The sequence below is a fragment of the Streptomyces atriruber genome (assembly GCF_001418325.1).
Lineage (GTDB): Bacteria > Actinomycetota > Actinomycetes > Streptomycetales > Streptomycetaceae > Streptomyces > Streptomyces atriruber.
In genome coordinates this window covers 1-13,508 of the sequence record NZ_LIPN01000485.1, presented here as the reverse complement: position 1 = coordinate 13,508, position 13,508 = coordinate 1, and the positions used below count along the sequence as shown (strand labels likewise).

Annotated in this window: 16 protein-coding genes and 1 pseudogene; 12 read left to right on the top strand and 5 right to left on the bottom strand. The window is 68.5% G+C overall.

Going from position 1 to position 13,508, the window contains the following annotated elements; translation table 11 throughout:
- On the bottom strand, positions 1–188 hold a 188-nt coding region (locus AOK03_RS36720; protein ID WP_157869180.1), incomplete at its 3' end, for an SLATT domain-containing protein.
- A gap of 242 nt (positions 189–430) precedes the next feature.
- Here AOK03_RS36720 and AOK03_RS36715 point away from each other — a divergent pair.
- The 3 genes from AOK03_RS36715 to AOK03_RS36705 all read left to right on the top strand — a co-directional run bounded on the left by AOK03_RS36715 (position 431) and on the right by AOK03_RS36705 (position 2,101).
- Positions 431–772, top strand: coding sequence for a YbaB/EbfC family nucleoid-associated protein (locus tag AOK03_RS36715; RefSeq protein WP_079075191.1), 342 nt, complete (start codon positions 431–433; stop codon positions 770–772).
- 77 nt (positions 773–849) lie between these two features.
- Positions 850–1,449 carry a recombination mediator RecR gene (recR, locus tag AOK03_RS36710; protein WP_055569715.1) on the top strand — a complete coding sequence of 200 codons (600 nt, stop codon included), beginning with the start codon at positions 850–852 and terminating at the stop codon, positions 1,447–1,449.
- Positions 1,442–2,101: a DUF5063 domain-containing protein gene (locus tag AOK03_RS36705; protein ID WP_055569714.1), complete on the top strand. Its 660-nt coding sequence runs from the start codon at positions 1,442–1,444 to the stop codon at positions 2,099–2,101. The genes recR and AOK03_RS36705 overlap by 8 nt, the downstream gene beginning before the upstream one ends.
- A 367-nt stretch (positions 2,102–2,468) precedes the next feature.
- Here the strand turns inward: AOK03_RS36705 and AOK03_RS36700 are convergent, their stop codons facing one another.
- Both AOK03_RS36700 and AOK03_RS36695 read right to left on the bottom strand, forming a co-directional pair.
- Positions 2,469–2,930, bottom strand: coding sequence for a hypothetical protein (locus AOK03_RS36700; RefSeq protein ID WP_055569713.1), 462 nt, complete (start codon positions 2,928–2,930; stop codon positions 2,469–2,471).
- 62 nt (positions 2,931–2,992) lie between these two features.
- A complete protein-coding gene (locus AOK03_RS36695) occupies positions 2,993–3,688 on the bottom strand; it encodes a hypothetical protein (protein ID WP_157869179.1) in 696 nt (231 codons plus the stop codon).
- 166 nt (positions 3,689–3,854) lie between these two features.
- Between AOK03_RS36695 and AOK03_RS36690 the strand changes: the two are divergent.
- Positions 3,855–4,148 (top strand): annotated as a pseudogene (locus tag AOK03_RS36690) (transposase); the annotation flags it as partial.
- Positions 4,149–4,297: 149 nt separating this feature from the next.
- Here the strand turns inward: AOK03_RS36690 and AOK03_RS36685 are convergent.
- Positions 4,298–4,711 (bottom strand): hypothetical protein, encoded by a 414-nt coding sequence (locus tag AOK03_RS36685; protein ID WP_341845844.1) that lies wholly within the window; start codon positions 4,709–4,711, stop codon positions 4,298–4,300.
- Between the two features lie 84 nt (positions 4,712–4,795).
- On the opposite strand from AOK03_RS36685, the gene AOK03_RS36680 reads away from it, so the two are divergent.
- From AOK03_RS36680 to AOK03_RS36645, 8 genes are all read left to right on the top strand, one after another.
- A complete protein-coding gene (locus tag AOK03_RS36680) occupies positions 4,796–5,590 on the top strand; it encodes a helix-turn-helix domain-containing protein (RefSeq protein ID WP_279616360.1) in 795 nt (264 codons plus the stop codon).
- Positions 5,587–5,787: a DUF397 domain-containing protein gene (locus AOK03_RS36675; RefSeq protein WP_055569710.1), complete on the top strand. Its 201-nt coding sequence runs from the start codon at positions 5,587–5,589 to the stop codon at positions 5,785–5,787. Before AOK03_RS36680 ends, AOK03_RS36675 begins: the two co-directional genes overlap by 4 nt.
- A 304-nt stretch (positions 5,788–6,091) precedes the next feature.
- Positions 6,092–7,024, top strand: coding sequence for a hypothetical protein (locus AOK03_RS36670; RefSeq protein ID WP_055569709.1), 933 nt, complete (start codon positions 6,092–6,094; stop codon positions 7,022–7,024).
- A 50-nt stretch (positions 7,025–7,074) separates the two neighbouring features.
- Positions 7,075–7,653 (top strand): Uma2 family endonuclease, encoded by a 579-nt coding sequence (locus AOK03_RS36665; RefSeq protein WP_055569708.1) that lies wholly within the window; start codon positions 7,075–7,077, stop codon positions 7,651–7,653.
- Positions 7,654–7,910: 257 nt separating this feature from the next.
- A complete protein-coding gene (locus tag AOK03_RS36660; RefSeq protein WP_055569707.1) occupies positions 7,911–9,182 on the top strand; it encodes an aspartate kinase in 1,272 nt (423 codons plus the stop codon).
- Entirely contained in the window at positions 9,179–10,237 is a 1,059-nt protein-coding gene (locus AOK03_RS36655) for an aspartate-semialdehyde dehydrogenase (RefSeq protein ID WP_055569706.1), read from the top strand. The genes AOK03_RS36660 and AOK03_RS36655 overlap by 4 nt, the downstream gene beginning before the upstream one ends.
- Before the next feature lie 339 nt (positions 10,238–10,576).
- On the top strand, positions 10,577–11,239 hold the full coding sequence (locus AOK03_RS36650; RefSeq protein WP_079075189.1) for a SigE family RNA polymerase sigma factor: 663 nt from the start codon (positions 10,577–10,579) through the stop codon (positions 11,237–11,239).
- Complete coding sequence (locus tag AOK03_RS36645; RefSeq protein WP_079075188.1) at positions 11,236–12,492, top strand: hypothetical protein; 1,257 nt, start codon at positions 11,236–11,238, stop codon at positions 12,490–12,492. The genes AOK03_RS36650 and AOK03_RS36645 overlap by 4 nt, the downstream gene beginning before the upstream one ends.
- Here the strand turns inward: AOK03_RS36645 and AOK03_RS36640 are convergent.
- A complete protein-coding gene (locus AOK03_RS36640) occupies positions 12,489–13,361 on the bottom strand; it encodes an SURF1 family protein (RefSeq protein WP_055569704.1) in 873 nt (290 codons plus the stop codon). The two genes, AOK03_RS36645 and AOK03_RS36640, sit on opposite strands and share 4 nt — an antisense overlap.
- Positions 13,362–13,508 lie beyond the last annotated feature (147 nt).

The window sequence follows — 13,508 nt, the reverse complement described above, 5'->3', positions numbered from 1 at the left end:
AGATACCACTCGGCGGTGTTCAGGGCGCCCCGCTCCACCCAGCGGTAGAGCTCGTCGAGCCGCTCGGCGGGGTCGCCCCAGTCACCGAGGGGAAAGGCGCGCCCGGTCAGATCCCCGACCCGTGCCCCCGCCTCCGATCCCTGCCCCTCGGGGGGCACCCCCTCGGGCTGCATCTCCGGCTGGCTCACCCGGCACTCCTCTGACGAGATCACGCGTTTCGACGCTAAGTCCTACCGCCCAATGGGTGGCCATGAGCCCGGATTCACGGCTTTTCCGCCCGGAAGAGCTGCTTGATCAGGTATAGGAAGACGCTGGATGTCACTCGAAAGAGTGCTGGGGCGACCCGCCCGCCGACCACGTAGGCTCGTTCTTGGCGGCAACCCCGCCAGATGGACCCGCACAAACGGACCCGTACGAAACGGAGCTGATCGTGATCCCCGGTGGTGGCCAGCCCAACATGCAGCAGCTGCTCCAGCAGGCCCAGAAGATGCAGCAGGACCTCGCGGCGGCGCAGGAGGAACTGGCGCGCACGGAGGTGGAGGGCCAGGCGGGCGGCGGCCTCGTCAAGGCGACGGTCAACGGCTCGGGCGAGCTGCGCGGCCTGGTGATCGACCCGAAGGCGGTCGACCCCGAGGACACGGAGACGCTGGCGGACCTGGTCGTCGCGGCGGTCCAGGCGGCCAACGAGAACGCGCAGGCGCTGCAGCAGCAGAAGCTGGGCCCGCTGGCCCAGGGGCTGGGCGGCGGAGGCATCCCGGGGCTTCCCTTCTAAGAAACCCCCCGGCCAACTACGGTACGTAGAAGGCCGACACTCTTAAAGAAGGCTTCAGGCTTCAGGAAAGGCGTTCCGTGTACGAAGGCGTGGTTCAGGACCTCATCGACGAGCTGGGCAGGCTGCCCGGCGTCGGTCCCAAGAGCGCGCAGCGGATCGCCTTCCACATCCTCCAGGCGGAGCCGACGGACGTGCGCCGTCTGGCGCACGCCCTCCTGGAGGTGAAGGACAAGGTCCGCTTCTGCGCGACCTGCGGGAACGTCGCACAGGAGGAGCTCTGCAACATCTGCAGGGACCCGCGCCGCGACCCGTCGGTCATCTGCGTCGTAGAGGAGCCGAAGGACGTAGTGGCGATCGAGCGAACCCGCGAGTTCCGCGGCAAGTACCACGTCCTGGGCGGCGCGATCAGCCCGATCGAGGGCGTGGGCCCGGACGACCTGCGCATACGAGAACTCCTCGCGCGCCTGGCCGACGGCACGGTCACGGAACTGATCCTCGCCACGGACCCGAACCTGGAGGGCGAGGCGACGGCGACGTACCTCGCGCGCATGATCAAGCCCATGGGCCTGAAAGTCACCCGCCTGGCCAGCGGGCTCCCTGTCGGGGGAGATCTGGAATACGCGGACGAGGTCACCCTGGGCCGCGCCTTCGAGGGGAGACGACTCCTAGATGTCTGACGCCACGCTGAACACCGTGACCGACAACCCGGACGACTTCGCGGTCCAGATCTCCGACCAGATCGAGAGCTTCATCGTCTCGGTCCGCGAGGTCGCGAAGGGCGACGAGCCGGACTCGGCGGTCCCCTTCCTCCTCCTGGAGGTCTCCCAGCTCCTGCTGGCCGGCGGCCGCCTGGGCGCACACGAGGACATCGTGCCGGAGGAGCGCTACGAGCCGGACCTCGGCCCCGAGCAGGACGTCGACGACCTCCGCGAACGCCTCGCCTCCCTCCTCGACCCGATCGACGTCTACTCCGAGGTCTTCGACCCGTACGAGCCCCGCAAGGCCCCCGTGGCCTGCCGCATCTCGGACGACTTGGCAGACGTGGTCGCGGACCTCTGCCACGGCCTGGCCCACTACCGGGCGGGCCGCACGACAGAGGCCCTGTGGTGGTGGCAGTTCTCCTACTTCTCCAACTGGGGCTCCACGGCATCGGGCGCCCTCCGGGCCCTCCAGTCCCTGGTGGCTCACGTCCGCCTGAACCAGCCCCTGGACGACCTGGACGGCCTGGACACGGACGAGGACCTGACGGAGGACTCGCTCGCCGAGGAGGCGGGGAAGGTCATGGCCGAGGAGATCGCGGGGCCGTTGGGGTTGAGGACGGTCAAGTAGACCGGCCCTCGGGCCCCCTTGCCGGGTCTCTGCCCCTCCTTGCCGGGGCCGCAGCCGTGCCTTCGGGCCGCTGTCCACCGTTCACCCGTCGAGCCGAGCACGCGAGACCGGGGGCACGAATGGGCAGGTTCAGCAGCTGGCCGACGTGAAGCGCCGGATGCGCGAGCGCCGCCCTGAGGTGTCCGACGCAGAGTGGGCGGACCGCCGAGAGGCGGCACGTTCCGCGACGGCGGCGTACGTACTCGCCCGCCAGAAGTCACCGAAGCAGCAGCCCAGTTGACCACCCGGCGCTATGAGGGACGCTTCATCGTCCCGCAGCTCCGACGAACCAGAGGGCTTCCATGACGAGGTGCGGGCCACGAAACGCTTAGACCGGACGCTCGCCATCGACAATGGCCACGGTCCACCGCGCACCGTCACCTGCCTGAATCGCCAACTTCTGCTGGACACGGTCGGTATAGACCCTGCCGACCGTGACCGGCGTGTCGCACTTGATGTCGCTCGGGTTGTCCTTCGGATGCCCCCTGGCGATCAGCTTCATGGTGCTGACGCCAGAGCATGTGATGTGCACCGAGTACACGTCCTTGGAGGGGGTGAAGTCTGGCAGATTCTCCGTCCCGACGCCCTTGCGCACCGGCACGAGGTACTTCGCGTGAGCCGGGAGGCGCAAGCTCTTCTCGACGCTGCCACCGTTCGAGCCCGGAGCCGACGAGGCGCTCGCTTCGGGCGTGCCAGCGGCGGGAGGAGTGTCACCGCCTGTGCTGTTCGAGCAGGCGGTGATGAGCAGAAAAGGAAGCATGACGGCAGGGAGTGCCGTTTTACGGCCCATGAAAGTCTCCTGACGGGGATACCGGTCCGGCGCAGTCACGCGCAGGACCGGCGGGACAAAAACTAATGGATGGTCCATCCCTCGCGGTACGGGGCCCAGAAGGTCACGTACTTTTTGTGGCCCACCGTGCAGTTCCTGTACCGGGTCCCGTAGTAGCCGTAGACCCGCTCCTTCCTGATGCCGTAGTCCCCGTAGACGGTGCTGTGCGCCTTGACCTTGCCGCCGGTTTCGACACCCAGTTCAGAGGTCCAACTCTTCTGAGCAGAGCCCTGAACGGTGGCCTTGATTTTGCCGAGCCATCTAACCTTGAATTCGGACTCGACGTTGATGGAGCCGCCGTAGGTTGTCGTTCCCGACTGCTTGGTGATGAACTTGAAGTCCAGTGCATACCCCTTGTTGTTCTTCGCGAACGTGGAGTACTTGACGGACGTGGTGTTCTTCAGGTTCCTCGTGATGTGAACGAAGGGGCCCTGAGGGCAGTCCTCGCTTGCCGGACCCTTGTCTCCCTCGCCGAGGTCGGGTCCGTCCGTCTCGCCGGGGACCGGCAGGTCCTCTTCCAGCGCCGAGCCTGTGTCGGCGCCGGTCGCCACATCGGCGCCCGAGGCGGGCGTGTCCGTCACGGTGCCGGGTTCGACGGCCGCGCCATCGGCCGTCACGGGCGGTGCGACAGGGCTGTCGGCTGCAGCAGCTGAGGCCGAGCTGCCCAAGATCAGCAGACCGGTAGTCACGGCTATGGCTCTGGTCGTGAGACTCCTCATGACCTTCCCCCTATCCCAAAAGCGGCCTCTCATAGGGCCGCGGTCAGGCAAGATCACAACATGTGAGAGGGTGAATACGGAAGGTACTTGAGTGAATCCTGAGGTTCGTCGAGTCGTTTACCGGGTCATTTGTCGCCGCTCTCTCCGGCTTGCCGCAGACGCGAGGACACCGGTCCATCGCGCCCGGCCGGGCAGCAAACACCACGTCATCACCGACGGCCAGGGCAACCCGCTCGCGGTGTCGCTGACCGGCGGGAACCGCCACGATGTCACCCAGTTGCTGCCTCTGCTCGACAAGATCCCGGCCGTCGTCGGCCAGGTGGGCGGACCGCGTCGGCGCCCGGATGCTCTGCTGGCCGACCGCGGCTATGACCACGACATCTACCGGCGCCAGCTGGGGCAGCGCGGCATCCGACCCCTGATCGCACGTCGGGGCGAACCGCACGGCACCGGCCTCGGAGTCGGCGGGTGACGTGGAGCGTGCGATCGCCCTGTACGAGGAGACATTGGCTGGCCGCTTGTGCGCTATAGGTGCGGATCACCCGACAACGAAGACGGTGCGTGAGAACCTGCGACTTGCACGCCGGAGAGCCCTGAGCGCCTGGAAGTTCAGGAAGCCGACGGACTGACCGGGCCCAGTGCCGTGAGCAGCTGACCCGGCACGACATACGGTGCCGTCGGTGTCGGTTCCGAGTACCAGAACAGGGGCCACGTGTTGCCGGCCAGCGCCGGGACGCCGATGTACGTGACCGTGCGGCAGCCCGCGCCGCCGAACCGCTGTACGCCCAGCGGCCAGCTGTGGTCCTTCGCCGCCCCCGGGGCCACCAGGAAGTACATCCAACGGAACCCCGTTGCCTCGCAGATGACTGGGCCCGCGTTTCCGTCCGCCTCCGCGACGAGTCGCGCCGCCACCTGTTCTCCTCGTACGCCTTGGATGCGTACCGCGTCGAAGTGGACGCCTGAGACGCGGAGATGGTGGCCCGCCAGGGGTACCCACTCCGGCCAGTGAATTGCGTTCGCCATGGTCACACCGTGGTGTCTGCGGGGTTACGCTCGGTAGTGACTGAGGGGATACGCGCCTTCGTGTATCCGACGGAGGTGGTCGCTGTGTCCGTTCAGTACAACCCGACCTGGCGGTACAGCGGGAACCAGTTGAAGCGGTGGCGCATGAAGGCGAACGTCAGCCGGGAGGAACTGGGGGCCGCCGCCAATTACGCGCCGGACACCATCAAGGCCATGGAGCAGGGTGTTCGGATGCCCACGGGGCGAGTGTTGGACGTCGCCGATGGGATGTGCGGGGCTGAGGGGCTGCTGAGCGCGGGCAAGGAGTACGTCCAGCGTGAGAAGTTCCCGCGGCGCGCGCAGGACTTCATGGCTCGCGAGGATGAGGCGCTGTCTCTGTGGTCGTACGAGGTGGCCCTGATTCCCGGGCTGTTGCAAACGGAGGCGTACGCGAGGGCGCTGTTCGGGGGACGTTGTCCCCCGGTGGATGAGGAAACGGTCGAGGAGCGGGTTGCCGCACGACTGGGACGGCAGGCCCTTCTCAGCCGGAAGCCACCTGTGGCGATCAGCTTTGTGATCTACGAGGCTGCGTTGCGGGTACCACAGGTCGACAAGGCGCAGGCGGTCCGCCTGTTGGAGGTTGGCGGGCTGTACAACGTTTCGCTGCAGGTGTTGCCGTTTAAGCGAGCCATGTCCTCCGCCCTCGCGGGCCCAATGGTTCTGTTGGAAACCCGAGACCACGAACGGCTCGCCCTGTCCGAGGGCCAGTCCGTAAGCCAGTTGACCTCCGATCCGGATGTGGTCACGGCCCAGAGTGAGCGGCTTAGCATGATCCGCACGGTGGCTCTCAGTCCGACTGAGTCAGCCCAATTCATCGAGCGGATGGTGGATGACCTATGAGCGACGTGCCGCAGTGGTTCAAGTCCAGCTACAGCGATGACGAGGGTGCCAACTGCGTCGAAGCGGCTGCGGACCGGGACGAGTCCACATCCATAGGCATCCGCATCCGCGACTCGAAGGTTTCCTCGGGCCCCGAAATTGTTCTCTCCGCCCCCGCGTGGCTCGCCTTCATCGGCGCAGTTCAGCCCGGAGCTTGAGCCCCGGGACCCGAGCTCTTTCCTGGGTTTGGTTCACCGGTGAAATGAACCCAACCAACCTGCCCAAAAGGGGAGTTGCAGGTTCCGTCACCCTCAAGGGTGACGTTCAGTAGTCAGCTTGCGGCGGAACGTAAAGTCGCTCTAGGTTCGCGGCAAAAGGACGGCCTCGGCCGGTGCGCCAACACCGGGTCCGAGGCCTAGCTCGACGTATCGAGTGCCTTCGATCTCTAGTCCCAACTTTCGAAAGCAGCCGACCGTGGCTAACGCTCACCCTAATCCGGTCCCCCCCTCCCCGTCCCACCCGATGGCCAAATCGGGGTACGGGAAACGCCTCGCGGGTGACGAAGAACCGGACACCAAGCCCGACTTCGCACACCTGATTCCCCGCGACGCCGAACTCGCGACGTTCATCGACCACCTCCAGGACGGGGCGGCGATGGGTCACAAGGTCATCGCCGCCGCCCACCCCCGCTACGGTCAGCAGGCGGTCCGTACGTCCTTCAGGCGCCTCACCGAGGCCGGTCACCTGCGCTGGGTCAAGGAGCACATCACCGTCGAGGACAACTCGATGCGGTGGGTGACCAGGACTTATTGGTCCAGGGAGCCCAAGTCCTCCGAGTGGTGGGCGGAGTTCGTACGGGCCCGGCACGGGCGGGACGTCACGGCCGACTACCAGCCGGGCCTGGCCAGGGTGTCCGAGCCGGAGCCGCAGCCGACCGCACCCCGTGACGACGAGCCGAGCACCGCACACCTCACCCTCGTCCAACTCCGCACCGCCGACCGCCGCATGGCCCTCTCCGAGGGTGAGTGCAAACAGCTGGAGCCCAGCGCAGCGGAATGGCTCGCGCGGGGCGCGACCCCGTCCGACATCACCCGCGCCCTCACCGAAGGGCTTCCGCCCACCGTCACCAACCCGGGCGGCCTCGCCCGCACCCGACTGGAGAACAAGATGCCCCCCAAGCGCCAGGCCCCCGCCAAGGCCCGTGCCCGCGTCACCCGCGCCGTCATGGTCTGCCCGTTCTGCGACGAGCCCGAGACCTCCGTGGAGCTGGTCAACGGGATCTGTATGGAGTGCATGCCCGCGGAGGAGCGGACCGGGTACGTCCCGGACACCTTCCTCGCCCGCCCGCGCCAGGCCCCGGACCGGGCCGCCGGGCCGGAGGTCGTGGACGTCACCGAACGAGTCGACGCCCTGCGCCGCGCGGCGGGCCTGCCGACGATGCGGGGCGGCGTATGAGCGTGCAGGAAGTGTCGACCCGGGCACCATGGAGTCAAGGAGGCGACGCCATGACACCCAGGACCACCGACCGGCCCCAGATGTCCGTCCAGGAATTCGAGGAGCTGGCCAGTCGTGCGCCGGAGACGGTGCGGCTGGAGTTCATCAATGGAAAGGTCCAGGTCAAGCCGGTGCCGGACGGTTCTCACGGCCAGATCGTCATGTGGCTGATCAAGCACTGCATGCAGCAGCGGCCCGAGCTGTCCCTCTTCCCCGAGCAGGGCCTCAAGGTCGAGGGGTACAGGGGCGGCCGGGCCCGGCCGGATGGTGTGCTCGCGCCGGACGAGAATTTCGTGGGCCAGGGGCAGTGGGCCGAGCCGACCGGCGTCCTCATGGCCGTGGAGGTGACCTCGTACGACCGTGACGCCGACCAGCGTGACCGCGTGGAGAAGCCCGACGGGTACGCCGCCTCCGGCATCCCGGTCTACCTCCTCGTGGACCGGGGCGCCGGTGAGGTGCGGGTCTACGCGGATCCGGAGAAGGGGAGGTACCGCAGCCTCGTCCGGCGGGCGTTCGGTGACGCAGTCGAGCTGCCCGAACCCGTCGGCATCACCCTGGAGACCGCCAAGCTCAAGGACTACACCGCCTGAGGCCCCCGGCCAGGCCCCGCCGGACCCCGTCAGAACCTGTGACCCACCCCACTTTCCGGAGTGCTCCGCTCCGAGCTGGGCATGTGCCAAGCCGAGCGGTCGGAACGTACGCCCCGAGAAGCGGGCCGTATGCCGGGGTGATCAAGCTGTGAGCGGGACATCTCACGATGTGATATCGGCCTGGCGAATTTCGGCCGCTCGTTAGACTGAGCCGACCGCAGTAGTGCGGTAAGAGACGGACTGAGCGAGGAGCGCACGTGAGCCTTGTCGTGCAGAAGTACGGAGGCTCCTCCGTAGCCGATGCCGAGGGCATCAAGCGGGTCGCCAAGAGGATTGTCGACGCCAAGAAGAACGGCCATCAGGTCGTTGTCGTGGTGTCCGCCATGGGTGACACGACGGATGAGTTGATCGATCTTGCCGGGCAGGTTTCACCGATCCCTGCCGGGCGCGAATTCGACATGCTGCTGACCGCTGGTGAGCGCATCTCCATGGCCCTGCTGGCCATGGCGATCAAAAACCTGGGCCACGAGGCCCAGTCGTTCACGGGCAGCCAGGCCGGCGTCATCACCGACTCCGTCCACAACAAAGCACGGATCATCGATGTCACCCCGGGCCGCATCCGGACCTCCGTCGACGAGGGCAACATCGCCATCGTCGCCGGGTTCCAGGGCGTCAGCCAGGAGGGGAAGAACATCACGACCCTCGGGCGTGGTGGTTCGGACACGACCGCCGTCGCCCTCGCCGCCGCGCTCGACGCAGAGGTCTGCGAGATCTACACGGACGTGGACGGCGTCTTCACCGCCGACCCGCGTGTGGTGAAGAAGGCGCGGAAGATCGACTGGATCTCGTTCGAGGACATGCTGGAGCTCGCGAGCTCCGGGTCCAAGGTGCTCCTCCACCGCTGTGTGGAGTACGCCCGCCGTTACAACATCCCGATTCACGTCCGGTCCTCGTTCTCGGGGCTCCAGGGCACGTGGGTCAGCAACGAACCGCAAGGGGACCGCAAGGTGGAGCAGGCCATCATCTCCGGTGTCGCGCACGACACCTCCGAGGCCAAGATCACGGTCGTCGGCGTGCCCGACAAGCCGGGCGAGGCCGCCTCGATCTTCCGCGCCATCGCGGACGCCGAGGTCAACATCGACATGGTCGTGCAGAACGTGTCGGCCGCCTCGACGGGCCTGACGGACATCTCCTTCACCCTTCCCAAGGCCGAGGGCCGCAAGGCCATCGACGCCCTGGAGAAGACCCGCGCCGCCATCGGTTTCGACTCGCTGCGTTACGACGACCAGATCGCGAAGATCTCGCTCGTCGGTGCGGGCATGAAGACCAACCCCGGCGTCACCGCGACCTTCTTCGAGGCGCTCAGCGACGCGGGCGTCAACATCGAGCTCATCTCGACCTCCGAGATCCGCATCTCGGTCGTCACGCGCGCCGACGACGTGACCGAGGCCGTCCGTGCCGTGCACACCGCCTTCGGGCTCGACTCCGACACGGACGAGGCCGTGGTTTATGGAGGCACCGGCCGATGAGCCGTAAGCCGACGCTCGCGGTCGTCGGAGCGACCGGGGCCGTCGGCACCGTCATGCTCCAGATCCTGTCGCAGCACGCCGACATCTGGGGCGAGATCAGACTCGTCGCCTCCCCGCGCTCGGCCGGCCGGAAGCTGGCCGTGCGCGGGGAGGAGATCGAGGTCCTGGCCCTGTCCGAGGAAGTCTTCGACGGGGTCGACGTCGCCATGTTCGACGTGCCCGACGAGGTGTCCGCGCAGTGGGCGCCCGTCGCCGCCGCCAAGGGCGTCGTCGTGGTCGACAACTCCGCCGCCTTCCGGATGGACCCGGACGTCCCGCTGGTCGTCCCGGAGGTCAACCCGCACGCCGCGCGCGTGCGGCCGCGCGGCATCGTCGCCAACCCGAACTGCACGACGCTCTCGATGATCGTGGCCGTCGGCGCGCTGCACGCCGAGTTCGGCCTGCGCGAGCTGATCGTCTCCTCGTACCAGGCGGTGAGCGGGGCCGGGCGCGACGGCGTGGACACGCTGCGACGGCAGCTGAAGCTCGTCGCGGGCAGCGAGCTCGGCACCAGCCCCGGGGACGTGCGCCGGGCCGTCGGCGACGACACCGGGCCCTTCCCCGAGCCCGTCGCGCTGAACGTCGTCCCGTGGGCCGGGTCCCTGAAGGACGACGGCTGGTCGTCCGAGGAGATGAAGGTCCGGGACGAGTCGCGGAAGATCCTGGGCCTGCCCGGGCTCCGCGTCGCCGCCACGTGCGTGCGTGTGCCCGTCGTGACCACGCACTCCCTGACCGTCCACGCGCGCTTCGAGGACGAGGTCACGGTGGACCGGGCGCGCGAGATCCTCGCCACCGCGCCGGGCGTCGTGCTGTTCGACGACCCGGCCGCCGGGGAGTTCCCCACCCCCGCGGATGTCGTGGGCACCGATCCGACCTGGGTGGGGCGGGTACGGCGGTCCCTCGACGACCCCACCGCGCTGGAGCTGTTCGTCTGCGGCGACAACCTGCGCAAGGGCGCCGCGCTGAACACCGCGCAGATCGCGGAGCTCGTGGCCGGGGAATTCACGACCGGCTGAGGTCATCTCCGAAGGTATTGGTACATACCACCCCAGAGCCCAGAGCTATGTGGGATCTGTGTAAGTTCTGTGTCCAACTCGGTGGTCGTGCGTCCTTGAACTGGATCATCTCCGCGTTCGAAAATTCGCGTCTGATCACCGCAACCGGCGGCAGGCGGGGGGACGTCTTTAGCGGTCGCCCTTCTGGGCGGCCTGAGCGCCGGGAAATATGGGCATAGGGGAAGAGCTGGTACGCATGGGGGCATTTGATGCATCGTCACGAGCGGTGCCCGCGCGACCTGCCGCAAACGCGATCCCGGATGCGTACAACCCTGATGGGGGGAAGCGTGTCCAACAAGCGTGGCAGAGGTACTCGACTTCACAGCGGTACAGGCGAGAGGCGCGGCGACACTGCGCCCCACTCGCCGTCCCCGCGCGACCGGTGGCATGCCGGTGATCGCACCCATGCCCGCTGCGCGACCGACCCGCATCCCGGCGCAGCGCGAGGGCGCTGACGACACGATGACCGCGGGCACAACAGTCGACCATCTCACCGAGACCTATCGCGCCCACTACAGGTCGCTGCTCGGCCTCGCCGCGCTGCTCCTGGACGACACGGCGTCCTGCGAGGACGTCGTGCAGGAGGCGTTCATCCGGGTGCACTCGGCGCGCAAGAGGGTGCGGGACCCCGAGAAGACGCTGGCCTATCTGCGCCAGACCGTCGTGAACCTCTCGCGGTCCGCGCTGCGGCGGCGCATCCTCGGGCTGAAGCTGCTCTCCAAGCCGATGCCCGACATGGCGAGCGCGGAGGAGGGGGCGTACGACCAGCTTGAGCGCGACGAGCTGATCAAGGCCATGCGCGGCCTCCAGCGGCGCCAGCGCGAGGTCCTCGTGCTGCGCTACTTCGCCGACATGACCGAGGCGCAGGTCGCCGAGACGCTCGGCATATCGCTGGGTTCCGTGAAGGCGTACGGCTCGCGCGGCATCGCGGCCCTGCGGGTTGCCATGGAGGCGCCGGCATGAGTGAGCGCAAGCGTGATGAGCAGGGCGGATTTGAGCGGCATGGCAGGAACGAAGACGTGAACCACGGTCCCGTAGGCGAGTCCGAGTCCGAGCCGGAGTCCGCACCCGAGGCCGCGTCCGAGTCCGCACCCGAGGCCGGTTCCGGCGCCGCTGAGGCGGGCGCGGAGAGCGGTTCCGGGTCGCTGGACAGGCTTCGCGCGGTGGTCGGGACCGGCTCAGGCTCCGGCGGCACGAGGGGTGACGAGAGCGGGCCCGGCTCCGGGGATGAGCTCGGCTCCGACGAGCTCGCGCTGCGGCGCCTGATGCGGCAGGCCGTGCAGGAGATCGAGCCGGGCGACCGCGCCCTCGACCACCTTCGCAAGGCGGTGCCCGCCCGCCGGGCCCGCAAGCGCCAGGCCGTCGTCGGCCTCGCCGCCGCCGCGCTCTTCATCGGCACCGCCGTCCCCGCCCTGGTGCACGTCACCAACTCCAGCGGCGACTCGGACGACCGCACCTCGATCGCGGGCAACAGCCAGGACGCGCAGGGCGGCTCCAGCCAGGGCAAGGGTCCCGACGGCGGCGAGAAGGACTCCGGAGCGAAGCCCGACAAGTCCAAGGGCAAGGACAAGAAGGACAAGAAAGACAAGAAGGGCGACAAGGAGAAGGGTGGTACGGGCGGTGGCGGCACGGGATCGCCCGACCCCTCCACCTCCGAGGTCGCCAGCTCGCCCGTCTGCGACGCCGCCCAGCTCGGCGCCACGGGGAGTGCGAACCCGGCGGACGCCAACGGCGCGGTGTACGGCTCCTTCCGCGTCTCCAACATCTCCGACAGCAGCTGCACGGTCGAGGCGGCGGGTGCCGTCGGCGCGGTGGCACAGGGCGCGGCCGACCCGGCGAAGGTCGGCGTGATCGACCACACGGCCGGGGACGCGGCGACCGGTCTGCCCGATCCGTCGCAGGAGGCCAGCCCGCTCGTGCTGCAGCCCGGCGCGGCGTACGAGGTGCGGTTCGCCTGGCTGCCGTCGGACAAGTGTCCGTCGGACGGCGGGGAGCCCACGCCCAACCCGACGCCCTCGGAGGGCGGCACCGGGACTCCGGAGGGCGGGACGCCCGACGGGATGGACGCCCAGCTGGAGCGGTCGGACGGCGGCGTGGCCGACGGCAGCGTCGTGGTCTCCCTGACCGCCGAGGCGGGGGCGCCGTCGGCGGGCGCGACGATCACCAACGCGTGCGCGGGGACGGTATACCGGACCGGGGTGCTGCCCGCTTCCTAGGCGGGCGGCGCGACAGGCTTGTTGTCGGCGCCGGTCGGGTCCGGGACGGACTCCGCATCCGGGGTGGCTGCGGGAGCATCCGGGGTGGCTGCCGCATCCGGCAGCAGACCGAGCCGCGCGTCGCGGGCGAACTCCGCCTCGCGGCGGAACAGCCGGAACCACATGAAGATGACGAAGCCCGCGAAGACGAACCACTCGCCGGTGTAGCCGAGGTTCTGGAAGGCCTTCAGGTCCAGGCCGGTGTTGTTGGGCGCGGTCGCCGGGACCGCCTTCATCCCCGAGTCGGCCTTGTCGAGGGTGATCCACGCGTCGTACACGTCGTCGCGTACGAGGTTGACCAGCGACGCCGAGCTGATCGCGCCCACCTGGCCCTTCGGCAGGCCGCCCGCGGCGCTGACCCCGTTGGAACCGGGGCTCTCCGAAGCCTGCAGCGCGCCCTTCACCGTGACCTCGCCCTCGGGGGCGGCCGGAGCCTTGGCGTCGCTCGCGTCGCCGGGCAGCCAGCCGCGGACCACGGGCAGCGACTTTCCGCCGTCCGTCCGCAGCAGGGTCAGTACGTAGAAGCCGCTCTTCTCGTCCAACTCCCGGTCCGGAACGAGCAGTTGCTTGCCGTAGCGACCGGTCGCCGTGGCCTGTTCGCCGGAGGTTTCCTTGTCGACGGGGAGCAGTGAGCGCAAGGGCCGCCCCTTGGCGTCGCCCTCGGACTCCGCGGCCTGTTCCTTGACCTGCTCCTTGGCCGACTCATGATCCTGTACGCGGTCCTCGAAGCGGCCGAGCTGCCAGGAACCCATGAAAATGCAGATGGGGATGGCCAGCACGACGAAGACGTTGATCCCCCACCAGCGGGGCGTCAGCAGAAACCGGTACACACCCCCACGGTACGGGGCCCCTACGGGGCGCCTGCCCGTGGGGTCCCGCCACTCTTCCCCTGCCGGGAGGGGAGACGGGGGAAGAGTGGCGGGCGTCCGTCGCGTGGTCGGGAGGACGTGGACCCGCCCTGCTCCCCTGAGCGCCCC

Coding starts and splice junctions, on each gene's coding strand:
- AOK03_RS36705 (WP_055569714.1), top strand. CDS start 1,442: ATGTCTGACGCCACGCTGAACACCGTGACCGACAACCCGGACGACTTC.
- AOK03_RS36675 (WP_055569710.1), top strand. CDS start 5,587: ATGAGCGACGTGCCGCAGTGGTTCAAGTCCAGCTACAGCGATGACGAG.
- AOK03_RS36695 (WP_157869179.1), bottom strand. CDS start 3,688: ATGAGGAGTCTCACGACCAGAGCCATAGCCGTGACTACCGGTCTGCTG.
- AOK03_RS36685 (WP_341845844.1), bottom strand. CDS start 4,711: ATGGCGAACGCAATTCACTGGCCGGAGTGGGTACCCCTGGCGGGCCAC.
- AOK03_RS36665 (WP_055569708.1), top strand. CDS start 7,075: ATGACACCCAGGACCACCGACCGGCCCCAGATGTCCGTCCAGGAATTC.
- AOK03_RS36670 (WP_055569709.1), top strand. CDS start 6,092: ATGGCCAAATCGGGGTACGGGAAACGCCTCGCGGGTGACGAAGAACCG.
- AOK03_RS36700 (WP_055569713.1), bottom strand. CDS start 2,930: ATGGGCCGTAAAACGGCACTCCCTGCCGTCATGCTTCCTTTTCTGCTC.
- AOK03_RS36645 (WP_079075188.1), top strand. CDS start 11,236: ATGAGTGAGCGCAAGCGTGATGAGCAGGGCGGATTTGAGCGGCATGGC.
- AOK03_RS36655 (WP_055569706.1), top strand. CDS start 9,179: ATGAGCCGTAAGCCGACGCTCGCGGTCGTCGGAGCGACCGGGGCCGTC.